The sequence below is a fragment of the Luteimonas sp. A277 genome, assembly GCF_054052045.1.
Window position 1 is genome coordinate 191,148 of record NZ_JBSVRG010000003.1, and the last position, 17,120, is coordinate 208,267.

At 67.6% G+C, this 17,120-nt stretch carries 17 protein-coding genes; 9 read left to right on the top strand and 8 right to left on the bottom strand.

Going from position 1 to position 17,120, the window contains the following annotated elements; genetic code table 11:
• The first annotated feature begins 121 nt into the window (after positions 1–121).
• The 5 genes from ACW7G2_RS04490 (at position 122) to ACW7G2_RS04510 (ending at position 3,943) form a co-directional block, all read left to right on the top strand.
• Positions 122–724, top strand: coding sequence for a response regulator transcription factor (locus ACW7G2_RS04490; protein ID WP_456973161.1), 603 nt, complete (start codon positions 122–124; stop codon positions 722–724).
• A 49-nt stretch (positions 725–773) separates the two neighbouring features.
• Positions 774–1,202: a hypothetical protein gene (locus ACW7G2_RS04495; protein WP_456973163.1), complete on the top strand. Its 429-nt coding sequence runs from the start codon at positions 774–776 to the stop codon at positions 1,200–1,202.
• A gap of 76 nt (positions 1,203–1,278) precedes the next feature.
• Complete coding sequence (locus tag ACW7G2_RS04500) at positions 1,279–1,479, top strand: zinc-finger domain-containing protein (RefSeq protein WP_456973165.1); 201 nt, start codon at positions 1,279–1,281, stop codon at positions 1,477–1,479.
• Positions 1,480–1,506: 27 nt separating this feature from the next.
• Complete coding sequence (locus ACW7G2_RS04505) at positions 1,507–2,631, top strand: glycosyltransferase (protein WP_456973167.1); 1,125 nt, start codon at positions 1,507–1,509, stop codon at positions 2,629–2,631.
• Complete coding sequence (locus ACW7G2_RS04510; RefSeq protein ID WP_456973169.1) at positions 2,609–3,943, top strand: O-antigen ligase family protein; 1,335 nt, start codon at positions 2,609–2,611, stop codon at positions 3,941–3,943. The genes ACW7G2_RS04505 and ACW7G2_RS04510 overlap by 23 nt, the downstream gene beginning before the upstream one ends.
• Positions 3,944–3,953: 10 nt before the next feature.
• Here the strand turns inward: ACW7G2_RS04510 and lpxL are convergent, their stop codons facing one another.
• Positions 3,954–4,868, bottom strand: coding sequence for an LpxL/LpxP family Kdo(2)-lipid IV(A) lauroyl/palmitoleoyl acyltransferase (lpxL, locus tag ACW7G2_RS04515; RefSeq protein ID WP_456973171.1), 915 nt, complete (start codon positions 4,866–4,868; stop codon positions 3,954–3,956).
• A 49-nt stretch (positions 4,869–4,917) separates the two neighbouring features.
• Here lpxL and waaA point away from each other — a divergent pair, with 49 nt between their 5' ends.
• Positions 4,918–6,228: a lipid IV(A) 3-deoxy-D-manno-octulosonic acid transferase gene (gene waaA, locus ACW7G2_RS04520; protein ID WP_456973332.1), complete on the top strand. Its 1,311-nt coding sequence runs from the start codon at positions 4,918–4,920 to the stop codon at positions 6,226–6,228.
• A 27-nt stretch (positions 6,229–6,255) separates the two neighbouring features.
• Here the strand turns inward: waaA and ACW7G2_RS04525 are convergent, their stop codons facing one another.
• From ACW7G2_RS04525 to ACW7G2_RS04545, 5 genes are all read right to left on the bottom strand, one after another.
• Positions 6,256–7,605, bottom strand: a complete 1,350-nt coding sequence (locus ACW7G2_RS04525) for a TolC family outer membrane protein (protein WP_456973173.1) — start codon at positions 7,603–7,605, stop codon at positions 6,256–6,258.
• Positions 7,606–7,666: 61 nt separating this feature from the next.
• Positions 7,667–8,329 carry a protein-L-isoaspartate O-methyltransferase family protein gene (locus tag ACW7G2_RS04530; RefSeq protein WP_456973175.1) on the bottom strand — a complete coding sequence of 221 codons (663 nt, stop codon included), beginning with the start codon at positions 8,327–8,329 and terminating at the stop codon, positions 7,667–7,669.
• Positions 8,330–8,474: 145 nt separating this feature from the next.
• Positions 8,475–9,149 carry a TetR/AcrR family transcriptional regulator gene (locus tag ACW7G2_RS04535; protein ID WP_456973177.1) on the bottom strand — a complete coding sequence of 225 codons (675 nt, stop codon included), beginning with the start codon at positions 9,147–9,149 and terminating at the stop codon, positions 8,475–8,477.
• A gap of 85 nt (positions 9,150–9,234) precedes the next feature.
• Positions 9,235–10,311, bottom strand: a complete 1,077-nt coding sequence (locus tag ACW7G2_RS04540; protein ID WP_456973179.1) for a CNNM domain-containing protein — start codon at positions 10,309–10,311, stop codon at positions 9,235–9,237.
• Complete coding sequence (locus tag ACW7G2_RS04545) at positions 10,308–11,276, bottom strand: homoserine kinase (RefSeq protein WP_456973181.1); 969 nt, start codon at positions 11,274–11,276, stop codon at positions 10,308–10,310. The genes ACW7G2_RS04540 and ACW7G2_RS04545 overlap by 4 nt, the downstream gene beginning before the upstream one ends.
• 146 nt (positions 11,277–11,422) lie before the next feature.
• Between ACW7G2_RS04545 and ACW7G2_RS04550 the strand changes: the two genes are divergently transcribed.
• On the top strand, positions 11,423–12,028 hold the full coding sequence (locus ACW7G2_RS04550) for a DUF4136 domain-containing protein (RefSeq protein WP_456973183.1): 606 nt from the start codon (positions 11,423–11,425) through the stop codon (positions 12,026–12,028).
• Between the two features lie 24 nt (positions 12,029–12,052).
• Here ACW7G2_RS04550 and ACW7G2_RS04555 read toward each other — a convergent pair whose 3' ends face one another.
• Both ACW7G2_RS04555 and ACW7G2_RS04560 read right to left on the bottom strand, forming a co-directional pair.
• Positions 12,053–12,352, bottom strand: coding sequence for a contact-dependent growth inhibition system immunity protein (locus tag ACW7G2_RS04555; protein WP_456973185.1), 300 nt, complete (start codon positions 12,350–12,352; stop codon positions 12,053–12,055).
• 18 nt (positions 12,353–12,370) lie between these two features.
• Positions 12,371–13,129: an RNase A-like domain-containing protein gene (locus tag ACW7G2_RS04560; protein WP_456973187.1), complete on the bottom strand. Its 759-nt coding sequence runs from the start codon at positions 13,127–13,129 to the stop codon at positions 12,371–12,373.
• A 176-nt stretch (positions 13,130–13,305) separates the two neighbouring features.
• Between ACW7G2_RS04560 and ACW7G2_RS04565 the strand changes: the two genes are divergently transcribed.
• Together ACW7G2_RS04565 and ACW7G2_RS04570 are read left to right on the top strand one after the other, a co-directional pair.
• Positions 13,306–14,211: a helix-turn-helix domain-containing protein gene (locus ACW7G2_RS04565; protein WP_456973189.1), complete on the top strand. Its 906-nt coding sequence runs from the start codon at positions 13,306–13,308 to the stop codon at positions 14,209–14,211.
• Positions 14,212–14,247: 36 nt separating this feature from the next.
• The gene (locus tag ACW7G2_RS04570) at positions 14,248–17,118 is read left to right on the top strand and encodes a TonB-dependent receptor (protein WP_456973191.1); all 2,871 of its coding nucleotides are present in this window, start codon (positions 14,248–14,250) and stop codon (positions 17,116–17,118) included.
• The last annotated feature ends 2 nt before the right edge of the window (positions 17,119–17,120 follow it).

The window sequence follows — 17,120 nt, forward strand, 5'->3', positions numbered from 1 at the left end:
ATATATCGTTGCGGGTGACTTCGGACACTGCGTCCCAACCGACGCCACGTTGGACGACCATGATTCGCGCGGCTTCGCGCGCATGGCGCGCTCCTACCGGGTGGTCTGGTAGCGTGCGCGGATGATCAGGATCCTGCTGGCCGAGGACCAGGCCATGGTGCGCGGCGCGCTCTCTGCGCTGCTGGGCCTTGAGCCCGACATCGAAGTGCTTGGCGCCTGCGCCGACGGCGAAAGCGCATGGCGCGAGCTGCAGCGGCTGCAGCCAGATCTGCTGGTGACCGATATCGAGATGCCGGGCCTGACCGGGCTGGAGCTTGCCCAGCGGATCCGGCGCCATGAGCTGCCGATCAAGGTGGTCATCGTCACCACTTTTGCGCGCTCCGGCTATCTGCGGCGGGCGCTGGATGCGGGCGTGTCCGGCTACCTGCTCAAGGACGCGCCGGCCGAGGAGCTGGCCGCGGCGCTGCGCAAGGTGCACGGCGGTGGGCGCGCGATCGACCCGCAGCTGGCGCTGGAAGCCTGGTCGGAGGCCGACCCGCTCAGCGACCGCGAACGACAGGTGCTGCGCCTGGCCGGCGAAGGACGGTCCGCCGGGGACATCGCGGCGCAGCTGCACCTGTCGCAGGGCACGGTGCGCAACTACCTCTCCGAGGCGATCGGCAAGCTGGGCGTGGGCAACCGCATCGAGGCCTATCGCCTGGCACGACAGAAGGGCTGGCTGTAGTCGGCGACGTGCCGGCATACACTGCCGCCAGACCACAGGGGACAGACCCATGAGCAATTTGAAAGTACCCGCCAGCCTGCGGGTGATCGGCTGGCTTGCCCTGTTCTGGAACATTGTCGGGGTGGTGATGTTCATCATGCAGACCGGCATCACCCCGGAGCAGGTTGAAGCCATGGCGCCAGGACGCCGGCTGGTGTACGAGGCCATGCCGGATTGGCTGACGATTGCTTACGCTGTGGCCGTATTTGCCGGTGTCGCCGGATCGTTCGGGCTGCTGCTGCGGCGGGCCTGGGCGGTGCCGGCCTTCGCTCTTTCGCTGCTGGCGGTGACCCTGCAGATGGCCGGGGTTTACATATTCACCCCGGCCTGGCAGGTCTCCGGTGCGGCCGGGCTGCCCATGGCGGTGCTGCTGATCGGGATCGCCACAGCCCTGGTCTGGTACGCGCGGCGGGCGGCGAAACGCGGCTGGATCAGCTGAGCCGGTGCCTGCCGCGGTCGCCCACGCGGGGACAGGTTAAACTGGGCGCCGGTCCATTTGATGCATTCCATTTGCCATGACAGCAGCCACCACATCTTCCGAACAGGCCAATGCCCGGCAGACCTATGAGGTCCGTCGCAGCGAGCTGCCGCTGAGCTGCCCGCTTCCGTCCATGGCGGTGTGGAACTCGCATCCGCGCGTGTACCTGCCGATCGAGGACGACGGTGGCGAGACCAACTGCCCGTACTGCAGCGCACACTTCGTGCTGGTTGACTGAGGCCGCGGCCGCAGGCACGCCGCTCCCGTGTCCGCTCGAAAACGCCTGACGGTAGTCCAACTGCTGCCGGCGCTTGAGTCCGGCGGCGTCGAGCGCTCCACTATTGAAATTGCCCAGGCGCTGGTGCGCGCCGGACACCGTGCGCTGGTGGTTTCCGCAGGCGGACGCCTTGTGCCCGCGCTCGAAGCCGTGGGAGCGGAGCATCGGCAACTGGATATCGGCCGCAAATCACTGCTGACCCTGCGCCACGTTCCAGCCCTGCGGCGGATGCTGCAGGACGCGGGGGCCGACATCGTCCACGCGCGGTCCCGCCTGCCGGCCTGGTTGGGCTGGCGCGCGCTGCGCGGCCTGCCACGCGAGCGGCGTCCGCACTGGGTCACTACCGTCCACGGGCTCAACTCTCCCTCGCGCTACAGCGCGATCATGGCCAGCGGTGAGCGGGTGATCTGCGTGTCGCGGACGGTGCGTGATTATGTGTGCCGCCACTACCCGCAGATCGGACCGGAGAAGCTGCGGGTGATTCCGCGCGGAATCGATCCGGCAGCCTTCCCGCGGCGCCGGTCTCCCGATCGGGGCGCCCGGGCCGAAGTGGCGGCGGAGTTCCCGGCCCTGACCGGGGAGGGGCCACTGCTGCTGCTGCCGGGGCGCGGCACCCGGCTGAAGGGGCATGCCGATGCGCTGGCGCTCCTGGCCGGACTGCGTGCCGGGGGAATGGATGCGCGGCTGTGGATGCCTGGCATGCGTGAGCCCGGGCGTGAGCGTTATCTGGCCGAGCTGGAGTGCGAAGCCGTCGCACTCGGCATCGGGGATGCGGTGGCGATGACGCCGCCCACATCCGCCATTGCCCGGGCCTACGCTGCCAGTGACCTGGTCCTGCAGCTCTCGCGCAAGCCGGAGGCGTTCGGGCGCACCGTGCTGGAGGCGCTGTCGGTGGGCCGTCCGGTGTTGGCCTGGGAGCACGGCGGCGTGGGCGAGGTGCTGCGCGAGCTGGCGCCGGGTGGAGCCGTGGTGCCGTTCGACATCCAGGCCCTGCTCGTGAGTGCCCGCGCACTGCTTGATGCGCCACCCGACCCTCCGGGTACCATCCCGTATACCCTGTCCGCGATGCAGGACGCCACGCTTTCCGTGTATGACGAACTCTACGACCGCTGACCAGGCTGCGGCCGCGCCGGGATGGCGCTGGTCGCCCCATTTCGTCCTTGCCTTCGTGGCCCTGTGGCCCGCACCCGGCTATGCCGAGGGTGTGATGGTGCTGGGCGCGCTGGTGGCGATCTCACGACTGCTGATGGCGCGTTTCGCCCACGGCACCGCGCTGCTGAGTCCGCAGGCCTGGGCGCTGACCAGCGTGCTGTTCTGCGCCTACTGGGTGCCTGAGCTGATCTCCGCGATCGATGCGGTGGATGTGCAGCGATCCCTGCGCGAGGCGCTGGTGGACCTGCGCTACCTGCCGTTCCTGTGGCTGGTGGCATCGGCAGTGGCCAACAGCCGCGGCCGGAAGATCACGTTCGGCGGCCTGGCGGTGATCGTTGCGCTGTGGAGCGTGGACGGTTTGGTGGAAGCATTCTTCGGTACCAGCCCGCTGTTCTTCGGCATCGATGGCATCAAGCAGCTGCTCAGCGACCGGCCCATGTGCACGGCGGAGCAGGTGATGGCTGCCGACCGGCTGGGCGGCGTGCTGGGTCCATGCAACCTGAAGCTGGGCCTGGTGCTTGCAAGCCTGGCTCCGTTCCTGCTGTTCCCGGTGGCGCAGCGGTTCGGCATCGGCGGCTGGATCGTGGCGGCCGTTGCGCTGGGGCTGGTGGTGTTGCTGGCCGGTGCGCGTGCCTCGTGGATCACCTATGCGCTGGTGCTGGTCTTTTCCGGCTGGAACCTGCTGGGCTGGAAGCGGATGCTGGTGGTGCTTGCCGGCGGCGCGGCGACGCTTGTTGCCCTGGCGCTGGTGTCCCCGCAGGTGCAGGAGCGGGTGGAGCGCACGGCGCAGCTGGCCACCGCTGACGAGTCCGGGGTGGACGTGGCGCTGTCGGGGCGGCTGCGCATCTGGAGCGCGGCGCTGTGCATGGTTCGCCAGAGTCCGTTCAATGGCGTGGGCGTGCGCGGCTTCCGCGCCGCCTATCCGGATTGCGATCCTGATCCGGAACACCTGGCGGCCTGGGGTGACGGGCCTGCCTTCCATGCCCACCAGATCGTGCTGGAGGTGCTCAGTGAAACCGGGATCATCGGCCTGCTGCTGTGGCTGGCCGGGGCGGCCCTGGCCTGGCGTGCGTGGCGCTATGCCGATCCCCCGGCACGCGAGCGCGCACGACCAGCCATGCTCGCCTTGGCGGTGACGGTATTCCCGCTCAACACCCATCTGGCGTTCTATTCGACCTTCTGGGGTGGGCTGACCCTGATGCTGGCGGCCCTCTATGCCGGCAGCCTGCTTGGCAGCGACGAGCCGCCGGCCGGGTCTCAAGAACCCCGCTGAATCCGCCGAGTCAGTTGGAATAGACGTCTGCGCCGTCCGGACGGCGCTTGAAGCGGCGATGTATCCACAGGTACTGCGCCGGCGCCGCGCGCGCCATCTCTTCGATCCCGGCGATGATCCGGGCGGTGTCCGCGGTCGCGTTCCGGGAGGGAAAGTCATCGACCGGTCGCAGGCGCAGCGTGTAGCCGCCATCACTGCGGCGCTCATGCTGGAACAGCAGCACCGCCGCCCCCGACATCCGTGCCAGCTGATGGGTGGATGTCAGGCTGTGGGCAGGCTGGCCGAAGAACGGAACGTAAACCGCATCGCCGCGGCTGGGATCCTGGTCGGGTGCGTACCAGAGCAGGCCGCCACGCTTGAGGTGGCGCAACGTGCCGCGGACATCCTGCTTGGGGAACATGGCCGCCGCGTAGCGCGCACGCCCGCGGCGCACCGCCCATTCCATCACCGGCTGCGCGTGCGGGCGATACATTCCCGCCAGCGGCGCGTACTCACACATCAGGCGTCCGCAGACCTCCAGCGTGGTGAAGTGGCCCGACACCACGATCACCCCGCGACCCTGCGCGCGTGCGGCGTCCATGTGCTCCAGGCCTTCCACCACCAGACCGCGACGCAGCGGGGCGACCGAGCCCCACCAGGCGCGCGCGAATTCAAACAGGGCGATGCCGAGTGAAGCGAAGTGTTCGCGCAGCAGGCGTTCGCGCGCGCTGGCATCCAGCTCGGGGAAGCACAGTTCCAGGTTGCGGGCAGCCACCGCGCGGCGGCTGCGCAGGGCCAGGCGCAGCGTTGCCCCGAGCGCCCGGCCGAGCGCGCGCTGCAGCGACCATGGCAAGCGGGCCAGCGCAGTCGCCAGGCCAATTCCAAGCCAGGTGGGCCAGTGGCGGGGAGACAGTGGCGGGCGGGGCAGGGGGTCTTTGTTCGACATATGCAGATTGTAGGGCTCCATGCCTTTGATGAACGGCTATCCTTGTTCAATGCGCGAAACCATCGTTGAACGCCTGCTGCGCGCCCTGTATTCGGCCATGTTGTATGTGCTGGTGCCGGTGACGGTGTACCACCTGATCTGGCGGGGCTTCCGCCAGGCGGAATATTTCCAGCGCTGGGGCGAGCGCTATGCGTCCTATTCGGACGAACCACACCGGGCCACGCTGTGGGTGCACGCCGTATCGGTGGGCGAGGTCAACGCCGCCGCACCGCTGGTGGACGCGCTGCTTGAGCTGCGCCCGGGCATGCGCCTGCTGGTGACCACCATCACCCCGACCGGTTCGGCGCGGGTGGGCAAGCTGTGGGGCGAGCGGGTTGAACACGTGTATCTGCCCTATGACCTGTCCGGGGCGGTGCACCGGTTCCTGGATCACTTCCAGCCCCAGCTGGGCCTGATCGTGGAGACCGAGCTGTGGCCGAACCTGCTGTTCTGCTGCCGTGATTACGGCGTGCCGCTGTACATCGTCAATGCGCGCCTGTCAGCCCGCTCGCTGCGCGGCTATCGGACCCTGCGGCCGCTGGTCTCGCGTGCGTTGCGCACGGTGCGCGTGATCGCTGCGCAGTCGGTGGAGGACGGGCGCCGCTTCCGCCGCCTCGGCGCGCTGGAGCAGCAGGTGACCGTGACCGGCAACCTGAAATACGACATGGAGGTTGATCCCGGACTGGCCGAGTTCGCCCGCCAGTTCCGCCAGCGGGCCGGTGAGCGGCCGACATGGATCGCCGCCAGTACCCATGTGGATGAGGAGGCCGCGGTGCTGGCCATCCACGCCCGGCTGAGCAAGCGCTGGCCGGATCTGCTGCTGCTGTGGGCGCCGCGGCATCCGGAGCGCTTCCGTGCGGTCACCCAGCAGGCCGTTGAAGCCGGGATGCGCACCGCCACCCGCACCCTCACCCGCGAGCCGGACTCCGCCGATGCGGTGTTCGTGATCGATACCCTGGGTGAACTGACCAGCTTCTATGCCTGCGCCGACGTGGCGTTTGTCGGCGGCAGCCTGCAGGACGTGGGAGGACACAATCTGTTGGAGCCGGCCTCCACCGGCACCGCGATCGTCACCGGTCCGCACCTGCACAACTTTGCCGACATCGCCCGTCGGCTCAGGGAGGTGGACGCGCTGTGCGTCGGCCGCGATGCCGAGGCGGTTGGCGCCGAGCTTGAGAGGCTGCTGGAGGATCCGCAGCTGCGCAGCCGGATGGCCGGGGCCGCCGCCCAGCTGGTGGAGGACGGGCGCGGGGCGGTGCAGCGCACGCTGAAAGTGATCAGGGCGGACATGCCCCCAGCCGCGGGGCAGGGCGGGCCCTGAGCAGGCCCGCCGGAATACGTTGCCGGGTTACTCGACCGAGGACGGAAGCTGGGCTTCAGCGGACACGGTCAGCAGGGCATTGATTTCCCGCAGGTCGGAAATGTCCAGGGTGCCGGCGGCCTGGGCCAGCAGCAGACGGCTCTGCAGGAAGCGGTAGCGCGCGTCCGCCAGGTTGCTTTCGGCGTTGAACAGGTTCTGCTGGTTGATCAGCACGTCCACCACCGTACGGGTCCCGACTTCCAGGCCCACCTGCGATGCTTCGTACGCGCTGCGCGCCGAGACCACCGCCTGGCGCCTGGCCTCGACTTCGCTCACTCCGGCCACTACCGCGTTGTAGGCGGCGCGGGTGCTGCGCTCCAGCGCCCGGCGGGTCAGTTCCAGGTTGTCGTGGGAGATGTCGCGGCGCGAGATCGCCTCGCGCACGCCGGAACGGATGGCGCCGCCGGCGAACAGCGGCACGGTCAGGTTGAGACCCACGCCGTAACCTTCGTTTTCACTGTTGCGCGGCTGGCCCGGCACGTCCGGGTTGCCGAAATCACCCCAGCCGGCGCGGTTGCTGTAGTCGGCGCCCAGGGTGACCCGCGGAAGGTGCTGGGAACGGGCGGCAGTCACGCCGTGTTCGGCAGCGCGCGCGTCATATTCGGCGGCCTGCAGGTTGGGGTTCTGCGCAAAGGCGCTGGCAACCCACTGCTCTACGCCGCCATCGGTGGGCAAGGACGGCTGGAAGTCCTCCGGCAGCGCACGCAGGTCGCGCACCGGTACGCCGGTGATCTCGGCCAGGGCCTGGTAGGCGTCTTCCAGCGCATTGCGGGCCAGCAGGACATTCGCACGGGCGGTGTCGTACTGGGCGCGGGCTTCGTGCACGTCGGTGATCGGTGCCAGACCGACCTCAAGGCGCCGGTCGGCGAAGTCGTACTGCTTCTGCAGCGCTTCTTCCGCGGCAATGGCGGCTGCCAGGGTTTCGATCGCCACCAGCACGTCGAAGTACGAGGCCGAGGTGCGGGTGATCAGTTCGCTGTTGGCGGCGTTCAGATCGAACCCTGCGGCGGTGTCCAGCTCTTTTTGCGCACGGTAATTGGCGATCTGGCCGAGGTCGAACACGGTCTGCTGCAGGCCGATGCCCCAGGTGCGGCTGCGGTTGTCACCGGACTGGCCGGCCACGTAGTTGCGGCCGATCGACCCACTGCCGCTGACCGATGGCAGCAGGTTGGCCCGGGCCTGGACGCGTCCCTCGCGGGCGATATCGCGGCTGGACTCGGAGATGGACAGCTGGCGGTCGCCGGTGCGGGCCATCTCATAGGTGGTCATCAGGTCCGCGGCCTGGGCGGCGGCCGGGAGCAGGGCGAGGGACAGGGCTAGGGCGAGAGGACGCAGCATGTAGAAATCCTTGTGGGTTCCGGAGGGCCGTGCGGGGGCATGGCCCGGGTACGGTCCGCGGTTACAGGTGGAACGCAGGCACCGGTTCGGCGCCTGCCAGATAGTCGAGCTCGGTATCAAACAACGATTCGGTGCGCGTGGCGTTGACATCGTCGCCATCACGATGGATCACCACCGCTTCCATCACCGGGGCGCGCCCGTGGACAATGAACATGCGTCCACCCGGACGCAGCCACTGGATGAAACGGGCGGGGACCTCGGCGACGGCTGCGTTCACGCAGATCACGTCAAAGCGGCGTTCCGTGTTCCAGCTGAAAACGTCGGCCTGTTCCACCGACACGTTGCTGGCGCCAAGGGTCACCAGGCGCTGGCGGGCGGCGTCGGCCAGGGTGGCCTCGCGCTCCAGGCTCAGCACTTCGCGGGCCATGAGACCCAGGCCGGCAGTGACGTAGCCGCTGCCGGTGCCGATCTCCAGCACTTCTTCGCCCGGCTGCGGGCGCAGCGCCTGCAGCGCACGTCCGGCAAGCACCGGCTTGAGCATCCGCTGGCCATGGCCGAGCGGGATCTCAAGGTCTCCGTAGGCCACCGAACGGTAGGGCGCGGGCACGAACTCCTCGCGCGGCAACGTGCCCAACACCTCGAGCACGCGCGCATCCAGCACATCCCAGGGACGAACCTGCTGTTCGACCATGGCATCGCGGGTTTGGGCGTAATCAATCGTCATCTTTGGCGGTCTCGATCGCGGGGAAACGCAAGTTTACCGGGGGATGGGCGCAATTGCGCTGGAAACAGCATCGCTGCAGCGGTTGTCCGGCACTGAGTGCCGAAAGTCACCGGCCCGGTGGGCAGGGCAACCTGGTACGGCGGGCTCAAGTCCGGGCCTTCGAAGTGCCGTAGGCGCGCAAGAACATGTCCGCGCAAGCCTCAAGATGGGCGCGCTCCTGTTCGGCCTGGGCCATTTCGGGGTGGTGGTGGCAGTCAAACACCATGCGCATGTGCAGTTCACCGCGGACCAGCGCAAAAAACTGGGCCGACGCACGGGTAACGTCGTCGATCTCCAGGTCGCCAGCCGAAATGCGGCGCCTCAGGAAATGCGCGAACTCTTTCTGCACCCGTCCGGGGCCGGCTTCCCAGAACAGCTCGGCCAGCCGCTTTTCCACCATCTGCGGCGAACACAGCAGGCGATGCCCGGCCACCGCCTCGGGCGCGCTGATCATGGAAAAAAAACTGCGGGCAATATCCAGCAGCCGCTCGCGCACCGGCACTCCGGGCGCCGGTTCGAACACCGAGCCGGGCATCTGCTGTTCGCAATAGGCCTTTGCAGCTTCGGTGAACAGGGTGTCCTTGTCGCCGAAATGGCTGTAGACGGTGAGCTTGGAAACGTCCGCCGTGGCGGCGATCTGGTCCATGCTCACGCCTTCAAAGCCATGCTGCAGGAACAGCCGTTCAGCCGCCTCGAGAATGGCGGCGCGCTTGGCCAGGTCTTTGGGGCGCCCCGGGCTGGCAGTGGGCCGGGCGGCTTTCTTGGTGCTGGAGGGCATCATCACCGGCAATATGATACCTGTCAGTTCTGTAAATATGCTGAACCGGGAGGTTCAGTAATGCTGGAGGTCAGGGCGCAGCTGTGAGTCAGTAGCGCTGGCTCGCTGCATCCTTCACGCCGCTGCGTTGCGCACGCTTCAACCACAGCTCCCGGGCGTAGACGCGCAGGTCGGGGATGGTGTCCAGCTCATCCACGATCTCGAAACCGAATACCGTTTCCACCACGTCTTCCAGGGTCACGATGCCTACGGCGGTGCCGTATTCGTCCACTACCAGCAGGATGTGATGGCCTTCGCTGATGAAGTGCCGGAATAATCGGTCAACCGGCATCTTGTCCAGTGTGGAAGCAAGGGGGCGGGCGAGATCGGCCAGGGTCGTCGGGGCGGGGTTGTCGCGGGTCTGGATATGGCGCATCAGCGCTTCGCTCTTGAGCACGAAGCCGGTGATGTCCGCCCGATCGTCGCCTTCGTAGACCGGGATGCGGGTGAACGGCGACTCTTCCACCGCGGCCACGAACTCCTGCAGCGGTGTGTCCTGGGGCAGGGCGAAGACGACGGTGCGCGGGGTCATGATGTCGCCGGCTTTGACCGCGTCCAGCTGCAGCACGTTGCGCAGCACGCGGCTTTCGCCGGGCAGCAGCTGTCCCGAATCCTCGCCCATGCGCGCCACCGTCAGCAGTTCATCGCGATGCTTGGGCAGTGGGGCCGGACGGCCGCGGGTGATCACGCGGGTCAGCTGCTGGGAGAACCACACCAGCGGCGCCAGCCCCACCACCAGCACGGGCAGCACCCGGGCCACGAACGGCGCCACGCCGACCGCGTAGCGGGCGCCGATGGTCTTGGGGATGATCTCGGTCAGGATCAGCACCGCCGCGGTCAGGGCCACGGCGAACAGGGCTTCGCTGCCGTAGCCGAATACCCGCGCGTACTGCGCCCCGGCCCCAGCCGCGCCCATGGTATGGGCCACGGTGTTGAGGGTGAGGATCGCGGCCAGCGGCCGGTCAACGTCCGCCTTCATTTCCCCGTAGACCTGCGCCCAGCGCTGGTTGTCGTTCTTGCCGGCCTCGATCTGGGTGGGGGTGATGGTCAGCAGCGACGCCTCCAGGATCGAGCACAGGAAGGACACGCCCAGCGCAATGGCAACGTAGATGATGAGCAGGGTCATGGGCGGGGGATCTGCGAAGTGGGGGAAAGGAGCCGGGCACCGGTGGCGGCCACGGGCGAGACCCAGGCCGTGGCGTCGAAGCCGGCATCGATGAAGCCCGTGCGCATGGCAGGCGCCGCGGCCTCCGCCGCTGTGCGCGAATCGAACCAGGCAAACACTGCGGGCCCGGCGCCGGAAATGCTGGCACCCAGCGCGCCGCCATCCAGGGCGGCGGCTTTCACCCGGTCAAAGCCCGGGATCAGCGCGGCGCGTCGCGGCTCCACCAGCACGTCATGCAGTCCGGCCCGGATCAGTCCGGGATCAGCGCGCTCCAGCCCAAGCAGCAGCTGGGCCAGGTGGGCGCTGTGGGCAACGATGGTGGCCAGCGGGTAGGGATCGGCAAGTACTTCGCGTGCGCGCCGGGTTTCCAGCACCTGGTCGGGATGGACCAGCACGCAGTGCAGCCAGTCGGGAGCAGAGAGGCGGATCATGCGCTCGGCCGTGGCCAGCACCACTCCACCGAGCAGCATCGGCGCGACGTTGTCGCCCTGGCGGCTGTTGCTGGCCACCGATTCCCCGTCCAGCGCGAACGGATACAGGGCCTCGCGCTCGAGCGGCGTGTCCAGCAGTGCGTTGGCGGCCACCAGCGCGGCCACGCAGGAAGCGGCTGAGCCGCCCATGCCGGAGCCAAGCGGGATCCCTTTTTCCAGCTCCACTTCAAACCCGAACGGCAGGGCCAACGCCTCACGCAGTGCGATCAGGGCGCTTCCCGCCGTGTTGGCGCGCGCTTCCAGCGGGATCGCTTCTGTTCCGCGGACCCGGCCGGTAACGCGGGTCACGCGTACGAGCGGCTCCTCCAGCAGACTGACCGTAGCGATGTCCCCGGGTCCTTCGATCACGTGGCCGAGCAGGTCGAAGCCCGCGCCGATATTGCCCACGCTGGCAGGGGCGAATGCGGTGGCGGTGCGGACGGGATGGGCATGCATGGGCAGGATCATAGCGGCCCACCGGTGGACGCCGTGGCGTGAATGAATGCTTCATGCGGTCGTCGCGCCGGTTCGACGCCGTCGGGCGTATATGGATATCAGCGAGCGCAACACGCCCGCGGCACATCCCCTCCGGAGAAACCGCCATGCACGCCATCCGCCGAACGACAGTCTGGAGTACCGCCTGGATCGCAGCCCTGTGCGCGGCGCTGATGCTGGCCGGCTGCGCCACCGGCCCGCGCATCAGCGCCGAGGCCGACCCGCGCGCCGACTTCTCCTCCTACCGCACCTGGGCGTTCTACGAGCCGCTGGCGGTGGAAGCCTACGGCTATGAAACCGCTACCAGCGAGATCGTCAAGCGCTCGGTCGAACGCGAGATGCAGGCGCGCGGCTATGTTTTTGATCAGGCCAATCCGGACCTGCGGGTCAACGTCAACGCCTATATGCAGCGGCGCACCGATGTGAGTTCGATTCCCACCGTGGATTACGGCTACTACTACCACTACCGTGCGCGCCGCTATGTGGCGGTGCCGTATTGGCACGATCGCACCCACGTCAGCCGTTACACCGAGGGCACCATGAACGTGGACCTGGTGGATTCGGCCCAGAACCGGCTGGTCTGGGAAGGAATTGCGGTGGGCAGGGTCGCCAACGTCAATGCGGAGAACCGCGAGGCGCGGATCAGCCAGACGATCGGGGAGATCTTTTCCCGCTACCCGCATCGTGCGGGAATGGCCGCGCCGCCGATGTAGGCGCGGCCCGGCTGCGCCCCGGAGTCAGGGGTGCAGCTGCCGCTGGACGGAGGTCAGCCAGTCGCGCCAACCGCCATCGCTACGGGACCCGTCACGGGTCGGATCGTATTCGCTGCCCAGCGCCCGTACGGCAGCGCCCAGGGCAGCATCGTCCAGGTCGCGGGCCAGCAGGCGGTCCAGTTCGTCCCGGGCGTGGGCGATGTGCTCGGCGTCTTCGCCCTTGCGCCACGCGTCCACGACGGCATCGGCGCTGTCATGCTCAAGCGACCAGTCCTGGTGGAAGTAGGCGGAAAACAGGTTCTGCAGGGTGGGGAAATCGCTCATGCGTAATCATCCAGCCGATCAGGGTGCGGAAGGGTAACCGGTGATGATTCTATAGCCGATGTCCAGTCGGTCCGAGCGCTCCAGCACTACCCTGACCGAGAACACGTCCTCGGCATGGTCCTGGCCGCGGCCCACGGAAATGCCGGTGGTGGCATCGAAGCTTGCATCCACCACCAGGCGGTTGCCGCCCTTGCCGTCCAGCCAGGCTTCGATATCCCCGGAGTGCTCACTCAGGGTCTGGGCCACGAAGTATTCCGCCTCGGGCAGGTCGCGGAAGCTGGAGGCAGCGCTGATGTTGTCATTGCGCACCCGGTCTACCAGCCACTGCTCGCTCTTGCCCACATGACGGTCGATCAGGTGGCCGCCAGCGTCTTCATGCGCCTGCAGCCCGCCTCCGGGCACCTGGATGCCGGTGTCGGCGTCCGTGCCCTCCAGATGGGCATCGAGCAGGGACAGGGTGTCCGCCACCGCGTCGCGTCCGGTGCGCGGCAGGTCGCTGGTGTCCAGCCCGGCCAGCGCATCACGGATGACGGTCAGGGCAGGGTCAAGCCGCTCGGCCAGAAATGGGGTCTGGTCAGCCAGGCCGACTGCGGCCCGGGTCTGGTCCAGGAATTCGCCCAAGGTGCCCTCGGCTGCGAGGTCAGCCAGGTGACCGGCAAGGTCCGGCCCGGCGCTTGCGGCATGCAGCGCAAACGCGTGGGCGTCGAGGCGGGAATGGGATGCAACGGAAGCCGCATCCAGCGGAAAGTGCGGCGAACAGGCATTGACGGGATTCATGGCAGGCCGGCATCAGCGGGGATGGCGAGAAGACTAGGGCGCCAGCCCCGCGGGGCCTATCTGGTGCCGACCCTAGGTGGCCTGGGCTGGCCACCGTCGGCAAGGGCAGGCGTTCAGTGTGGCGACATCCCCCCAGGCGCATGTTCTTCGAGTCAGTCGATCGATGCGGGTGGAGCATGAGCCAGACCCACTGGGCCGACCGAGGCCGGCAACTGCGGTTCGACACGGCGGCACTTCCGGCATCCGGCAGCTGCTTCGGGCTGACGCGCCTGGGCGGGGCGTCGGCCAAGGCCGGGCTGCCCACGGCGTGGTTGCAGCTTCGCGGCCACGGCTGGGTGGAGGCACGGGAAGGGCGCTTCGACCTGCTGCGCGGCGACTGGATCATTTTCGAACGCGACTCCGCCCCCCAAGTGCAGGTCGACGGCCGCGGCCTGTGCCTGGGCATCGTGATGGATCCGGCAGCGGTGGATGCGCTGGAGAAAATGACCGGCGGCGTGCTCTATCCGGGGTTCGGGCACCTGTCCCCCGGTGCCCGGCTCACTGCGCTGCGTCTGTGGCGAGGTGCGGGAAGTGACGCCGACCTGCAAACCCTGCGGCCCCTGTTGCTGTTCCTGATGGAGGTCGAGCACGAGCTTTCGGCGAGGGTGCAGTCCTGTCCCGGGCGCTCGCGCAGTCACAAGCGCCAGGTGTTCGGCCGGATGCAGCGCGCCCGGCTGTATCTGGAGGGCCACCGCGATCAGGTGGTGCGGATGGAGGAACTGGCCCGGATGGCGAACTTCTCCAGCTGGTACTTCTCCAAGGCCTTTCACGCGCTGTACGGGGAGAGTCCGCAGGCGCTGTGCGCGCGGCTGCGGCTGGAGCGTGCCGCATGGCTGCTGCGTAGTACTCCGATGATGATCGGGGAGGTGGCTGCAGCGAGTGGTTTCGACAATTGCTGCAGTTTTGCGCGGGCCTTCCGGGCCCGCCACGGGGTCTCGGCGAGCGAATACCGCCAGCTGTTCGGCACAGATTCCGGACAAGATCGGCAAAGCGAACCGGCGATGGGTGCAACGCCGGCGCATCGGGCAGCGCTTACCGTTTGAGGTGCGTTTAACGCATCACTAACGGAGAGAGCCCCAATGAAGTTCCGTACTCACGTGGTCCGGCTGGGCGTGCTGCCCAGCGCGATCGCAGCGGCCCTGCTTCCGGCGGTCCTTGCCGCGCAGGAAACTCCGCCTGCCGATCCCACCACCCTTGATCGCATTGAAGTCACCGGATCGCGCATCCGCGGCGTCGAGATCGAGAACCAGCAGCCGATCGTCACCGTCACCCGCGAGGAAATCGAGCGCACCGGCCACGTGTCGGTCGCCGATCTGCTGCAGAACATCGCCTCGGCGGGCTCGCCGGCCATTTCGCGCGCCGATGCGTTGGCCTCGGGTGAAAACGTGGGCGGCTATTACGTCGACATCCGCAACCTGGGCGCCACCCGTACCCTGGTGCTGGTCAACGGCGTGCGGCTGGGGTCCACCACCGGCGGCCTGCAGGACCTGAGCCAGATCCCGATGGCGGCGATTGATCGCATCGACATCCTCAAGGACGGTGCCTCGTCGATCTACGGTTCCGATGCGATCGCTGCGGTGGTCAACATCATCACCCGCAAGCGCTTCGAGGGTGCCGAGGCGTCCGTGCAGTACGGCCAGTACACCGATGGCGACGGCGGCGAGACCATCTACTCCGGCGTGTTCGGGGCCAGCAACGACCGGGGCGGGGTGACCATTGCCGCCGAGGTCATGGAGTCCGACCCGGTGCTGGCCGGGAGCCGCTGGTTTTCCCGCTACGGCAACGCCGGTCCGGATTTTCCCGGCTCGGGTTGGAGTCCGGTGAGCCAGAACGGATCGTTCTGCAACCCCTGTTCTGTGCCCGGCCTGTCGCCGGGTGATCCCGGCTACGTCACTCCGGTGTGGAACACGCTGCGCCCGGGCGGCAACCCGGCCAACGCCGCTGACTATGTGCCCATCACCCCGGACCAGTACGCCAACTCCAACCTGCAGATGCTGCTGCAGACGGGCCTGGAGCGGAAATCCGTTTTCACCAACATCAACTACGACCTGACCGACCGTATCACCTTCAACGGTGACATCACCTACAACCAGCGCACCACCAACCAGCAGATCGCCGGCTATCCCTACCAGGCCGGTGCGTTCGGCACGCCGTTGTCGGCCGACAGCGTGTTCAACGTACTCGGCCGCGACATCGACTTCCGGCGCAGGCTCTGGGAGGTGCCGCGGACCACGCGCAGCGAACTGGACACCATGCGTTTCGTGGGCAGCCTGGAGGGCTACTTCGACGTCAACGACAGGCCGTGGGACTGGACGGTGTCGTATGCATACAACAAGAACGACCTGACCAAGACCGCCCGTGGCGACGCCAGCCTGCTGGCGACCGCGCCGGCGCTCGGCCCGTCGTTCTTTGATGACGCCGGCGTGGCCCGCTGCGGTGCACCGGGCGCGGTGATCGATGGTTGCGTGCCGTGGAACCCCCTGCTGCCGTACGGCGTGCCCGGCCAGGGTTCGCTGGCCAACGCGAACCTCCAGGAGTTCCTGTTCCCGCTCTACACCGACAGCGGCGAGACCAAGACCAAGATCTTCAGTGCGAACCTGACCGGCGGGCTGTTTGCGCTGCCCGGCGGTGACCTGGCCTTCGCCGTGGGGGTCGAGCGCCGGGAAGAGTCGGGCGAGTTCGTCCCGGATGCATTCGCGCAGAGCGGCAACCACACCGGCCTGGCGGCGCAGACCACCCGCGGCGAGTACGAGGTGGATGAAGCCTACTTGGAGTTCAACATCCCGCTGCTGCGCGATGTGCCGTTCGCCCAGGAGCTGACGGTCAATCTCGCCAGCCGCCATTCCGACTACAGCAACTTCGGCACCACCACCAACAGCAAGGCCAGCTTCCTGTGGCGGCCGCTCGACGAGCTCGCCGTGCGCGCCACCTGGGCCGAGGGCTTCCGGGCCCCGTCGATCGACAATCTGTTTGGCGGCAGCGGATCAAGCTTCGAGTTCTATACCGATCCCTGTTCGGTGGGAGTGGCCGGTTCGGTCGCAGGCAGCGCCAGCTGCATCAATGCGGGCGTGCCCGTCAACTACGTGCAACTCGGCCAGGGCCTGCAGCCGTGCACTTCTTGGCCGTGCCAGACCCCGGATCAGTTCACCACCGGCTCCAACCCCCGGCTTGGTCCGGAGGAGTCCAAGAGTTGGACGGCAGGGGTGGTGTGGAGCCCGGGGTTCGCCGACGGCCTGGACCTGAGCCTGGACTGGTATTCGTACAAGATCAGCAATGCGATCTTCGACGACAGCGTGAACCGGATCCTGCGGGACTGCTACGTGCTGGGTGATGCCTCCCGCTGCGCACTGGTGACCCGCGACCCGGATGACGGGCACATCAGCCACGTGTTCTTCGGGCTGACCAACCTGGGTCAGATCGAGACGGAAGGCTGGGACTTCGGCTTGAAGTACCGCACGCCCGAGACCGCGTTTGGCGGCTTCAACTTCGACTGGCAGACCGCCTACCTGTCCAGCTACGACGTGCTGGGGCAGAACGCCGCCGGAGACGACATCCTGATCGGCGGCGCGGGTGAAACCGGGTTCTTCCGGGTGCGCTCGGTGCTGAGTACCAACTGGCGGGTCAGCGACGAGTGGAATGCCACCTGGACTGCACGCTTCTACTCGGCCTATCACGACGGCTGCGTCACTGCCCGGCCGTGTTCCGATCCTGACCGCTACGCCTATGGTGAATCCGCACCGCGCAACCGGCTGGGGTCGAATACTTTCCACGACGTGCAGGTGGCCTACCAGGCGCCGTGGAACGCCACGATCGCGCTGGGCGTGGACAACGTGCTCGACCGCGAGGCATCAATCATGTTCTCGGGCAACAACGTCAGCACGGCGTTCCCGTATTACCCCGAGTTCGACATCGGGCGCTTCGCCTACATGCGCTATACCCAGCGGTTCTGATC

Excerpts from the sequence above, each read along its gene's own strand:
- ACW7G2_RS04490 (WP_456973161.1), top strand. The coding sequence starts at position 122 with ATGATCAGGATCCTGCTGGCCGAGGACCAGGCCATGGTGCGCGGCGCG.
- ACW7G2_RS04495 (WP_456973163.1), top strand. The coding sequence starts at position 774 with ATGAGCAATTTGAAAGTACCCGCCAGCCTGCGGGTGATCGGCTGGCTT.
- ACW7G2_RS04500 (WP_456973165.1), top strand. The coding sequence starts at position 1,279 with ATGACAGCAGCCACCACATCTTCCGAACAGGCCAATGCCCGGCAGACC.
- ACW7G2_RS04510 (WP_456973169.1), top strand. The coding sequence starts at position 2,609 with ATGACGAACTCTACGACCGCTGACCAGGCTGCGGCCGCGCCGGGATGG.
- lpxL (WP_456973171.1), bottom strand. The coding sequence starts at position 4,868 with ATGTCGAACAAAGACCCCCTGCCCCGCCCGCCACTGTCTCCCCGCCAC.
- waaA (WP_456973332.1), top strand. The coding sequence starts at position 4,918 with ATGCGCGAAACCATCGTTGAACGCCTGCTGCGCGCCCTGTATTCGGCC.
- ACW7G2_RS04525 (WP_456973173.1), bottom strand. The coding sequence starts at position 7,605 with ATGCTGCGTCCTCTCGCCCTAGCCCTGTCCCTCGCCCTGCTCCCGGCC.
- ACW7G2_RS04530 (WP_456973175.1), bottom strand. The coding sequence starts at position 8,329 with ATGACGATTGATTACGCCCAAACCCGCGATGCCATGGTCGAACAGCAG.
- ACW7G2_RS04535 (WP_456973177.1), bottom strand. The coding sequence starts at position 9,149 with ATGATGCCCTCCAGCACCAAGAAAGCCGCCCGGCCCACTGCCAGCCCG.
- ACW7G2_RS04540 (WP_456973179.1), bottom strand. The coding sequence starts at position 10,311 with ATGACCCTGCTCATCATCTACGTTGCCATTGCGCTGGGCGTGTCCTTC.
- ACW7G2_RS04545 (WP_456973181.1), bottom strand. The coding sequence starts at position 11,276 with ATGCATGCCCATCCCGTCCGCACCGCCACCGCATTCGCCCCTGCCAGC.
- ACW7G2_RS04550 (WP_456973183.1), top strand. The coding sequence starts at position 11,423 with ATGCACGCCATCCGCCGAACGACAGTCTGGAGTACCGCCTGGATCGCA.
- ACW7G2_RS04555 (WP_456973185.1), bottom strand. The coding sequence starts at position 12,352 with ATGAGCGATTTCCCCACCCTGCAGAACCTGTTTTCCGCCTACTTCCAC.
- ACW7G2_RS04560 (WP_456973187.1), bottom strand. The coding sequence starts at position 13,129 with ATGAATCCCGTCAATGCCTGTTCGCCGCACTTTCCGCTGGATGCGGCT.
- ACW7G2_RS04565 (WP_456973189.1), top strand. The coding sequence starts at position 13,306 with ATGAGCCAGACCCACTGGGCCGACCGAGGCCGGCAACTGCGGTTCGAC.
- ACW7G2_RS04570 (WP_456973191.1), top strand. The coding sequence starts at position 14,248 with ATGAAGTTCCGTACTCACGTGGTCCGGCTGGGCGTGCTGCCCAGCGCG.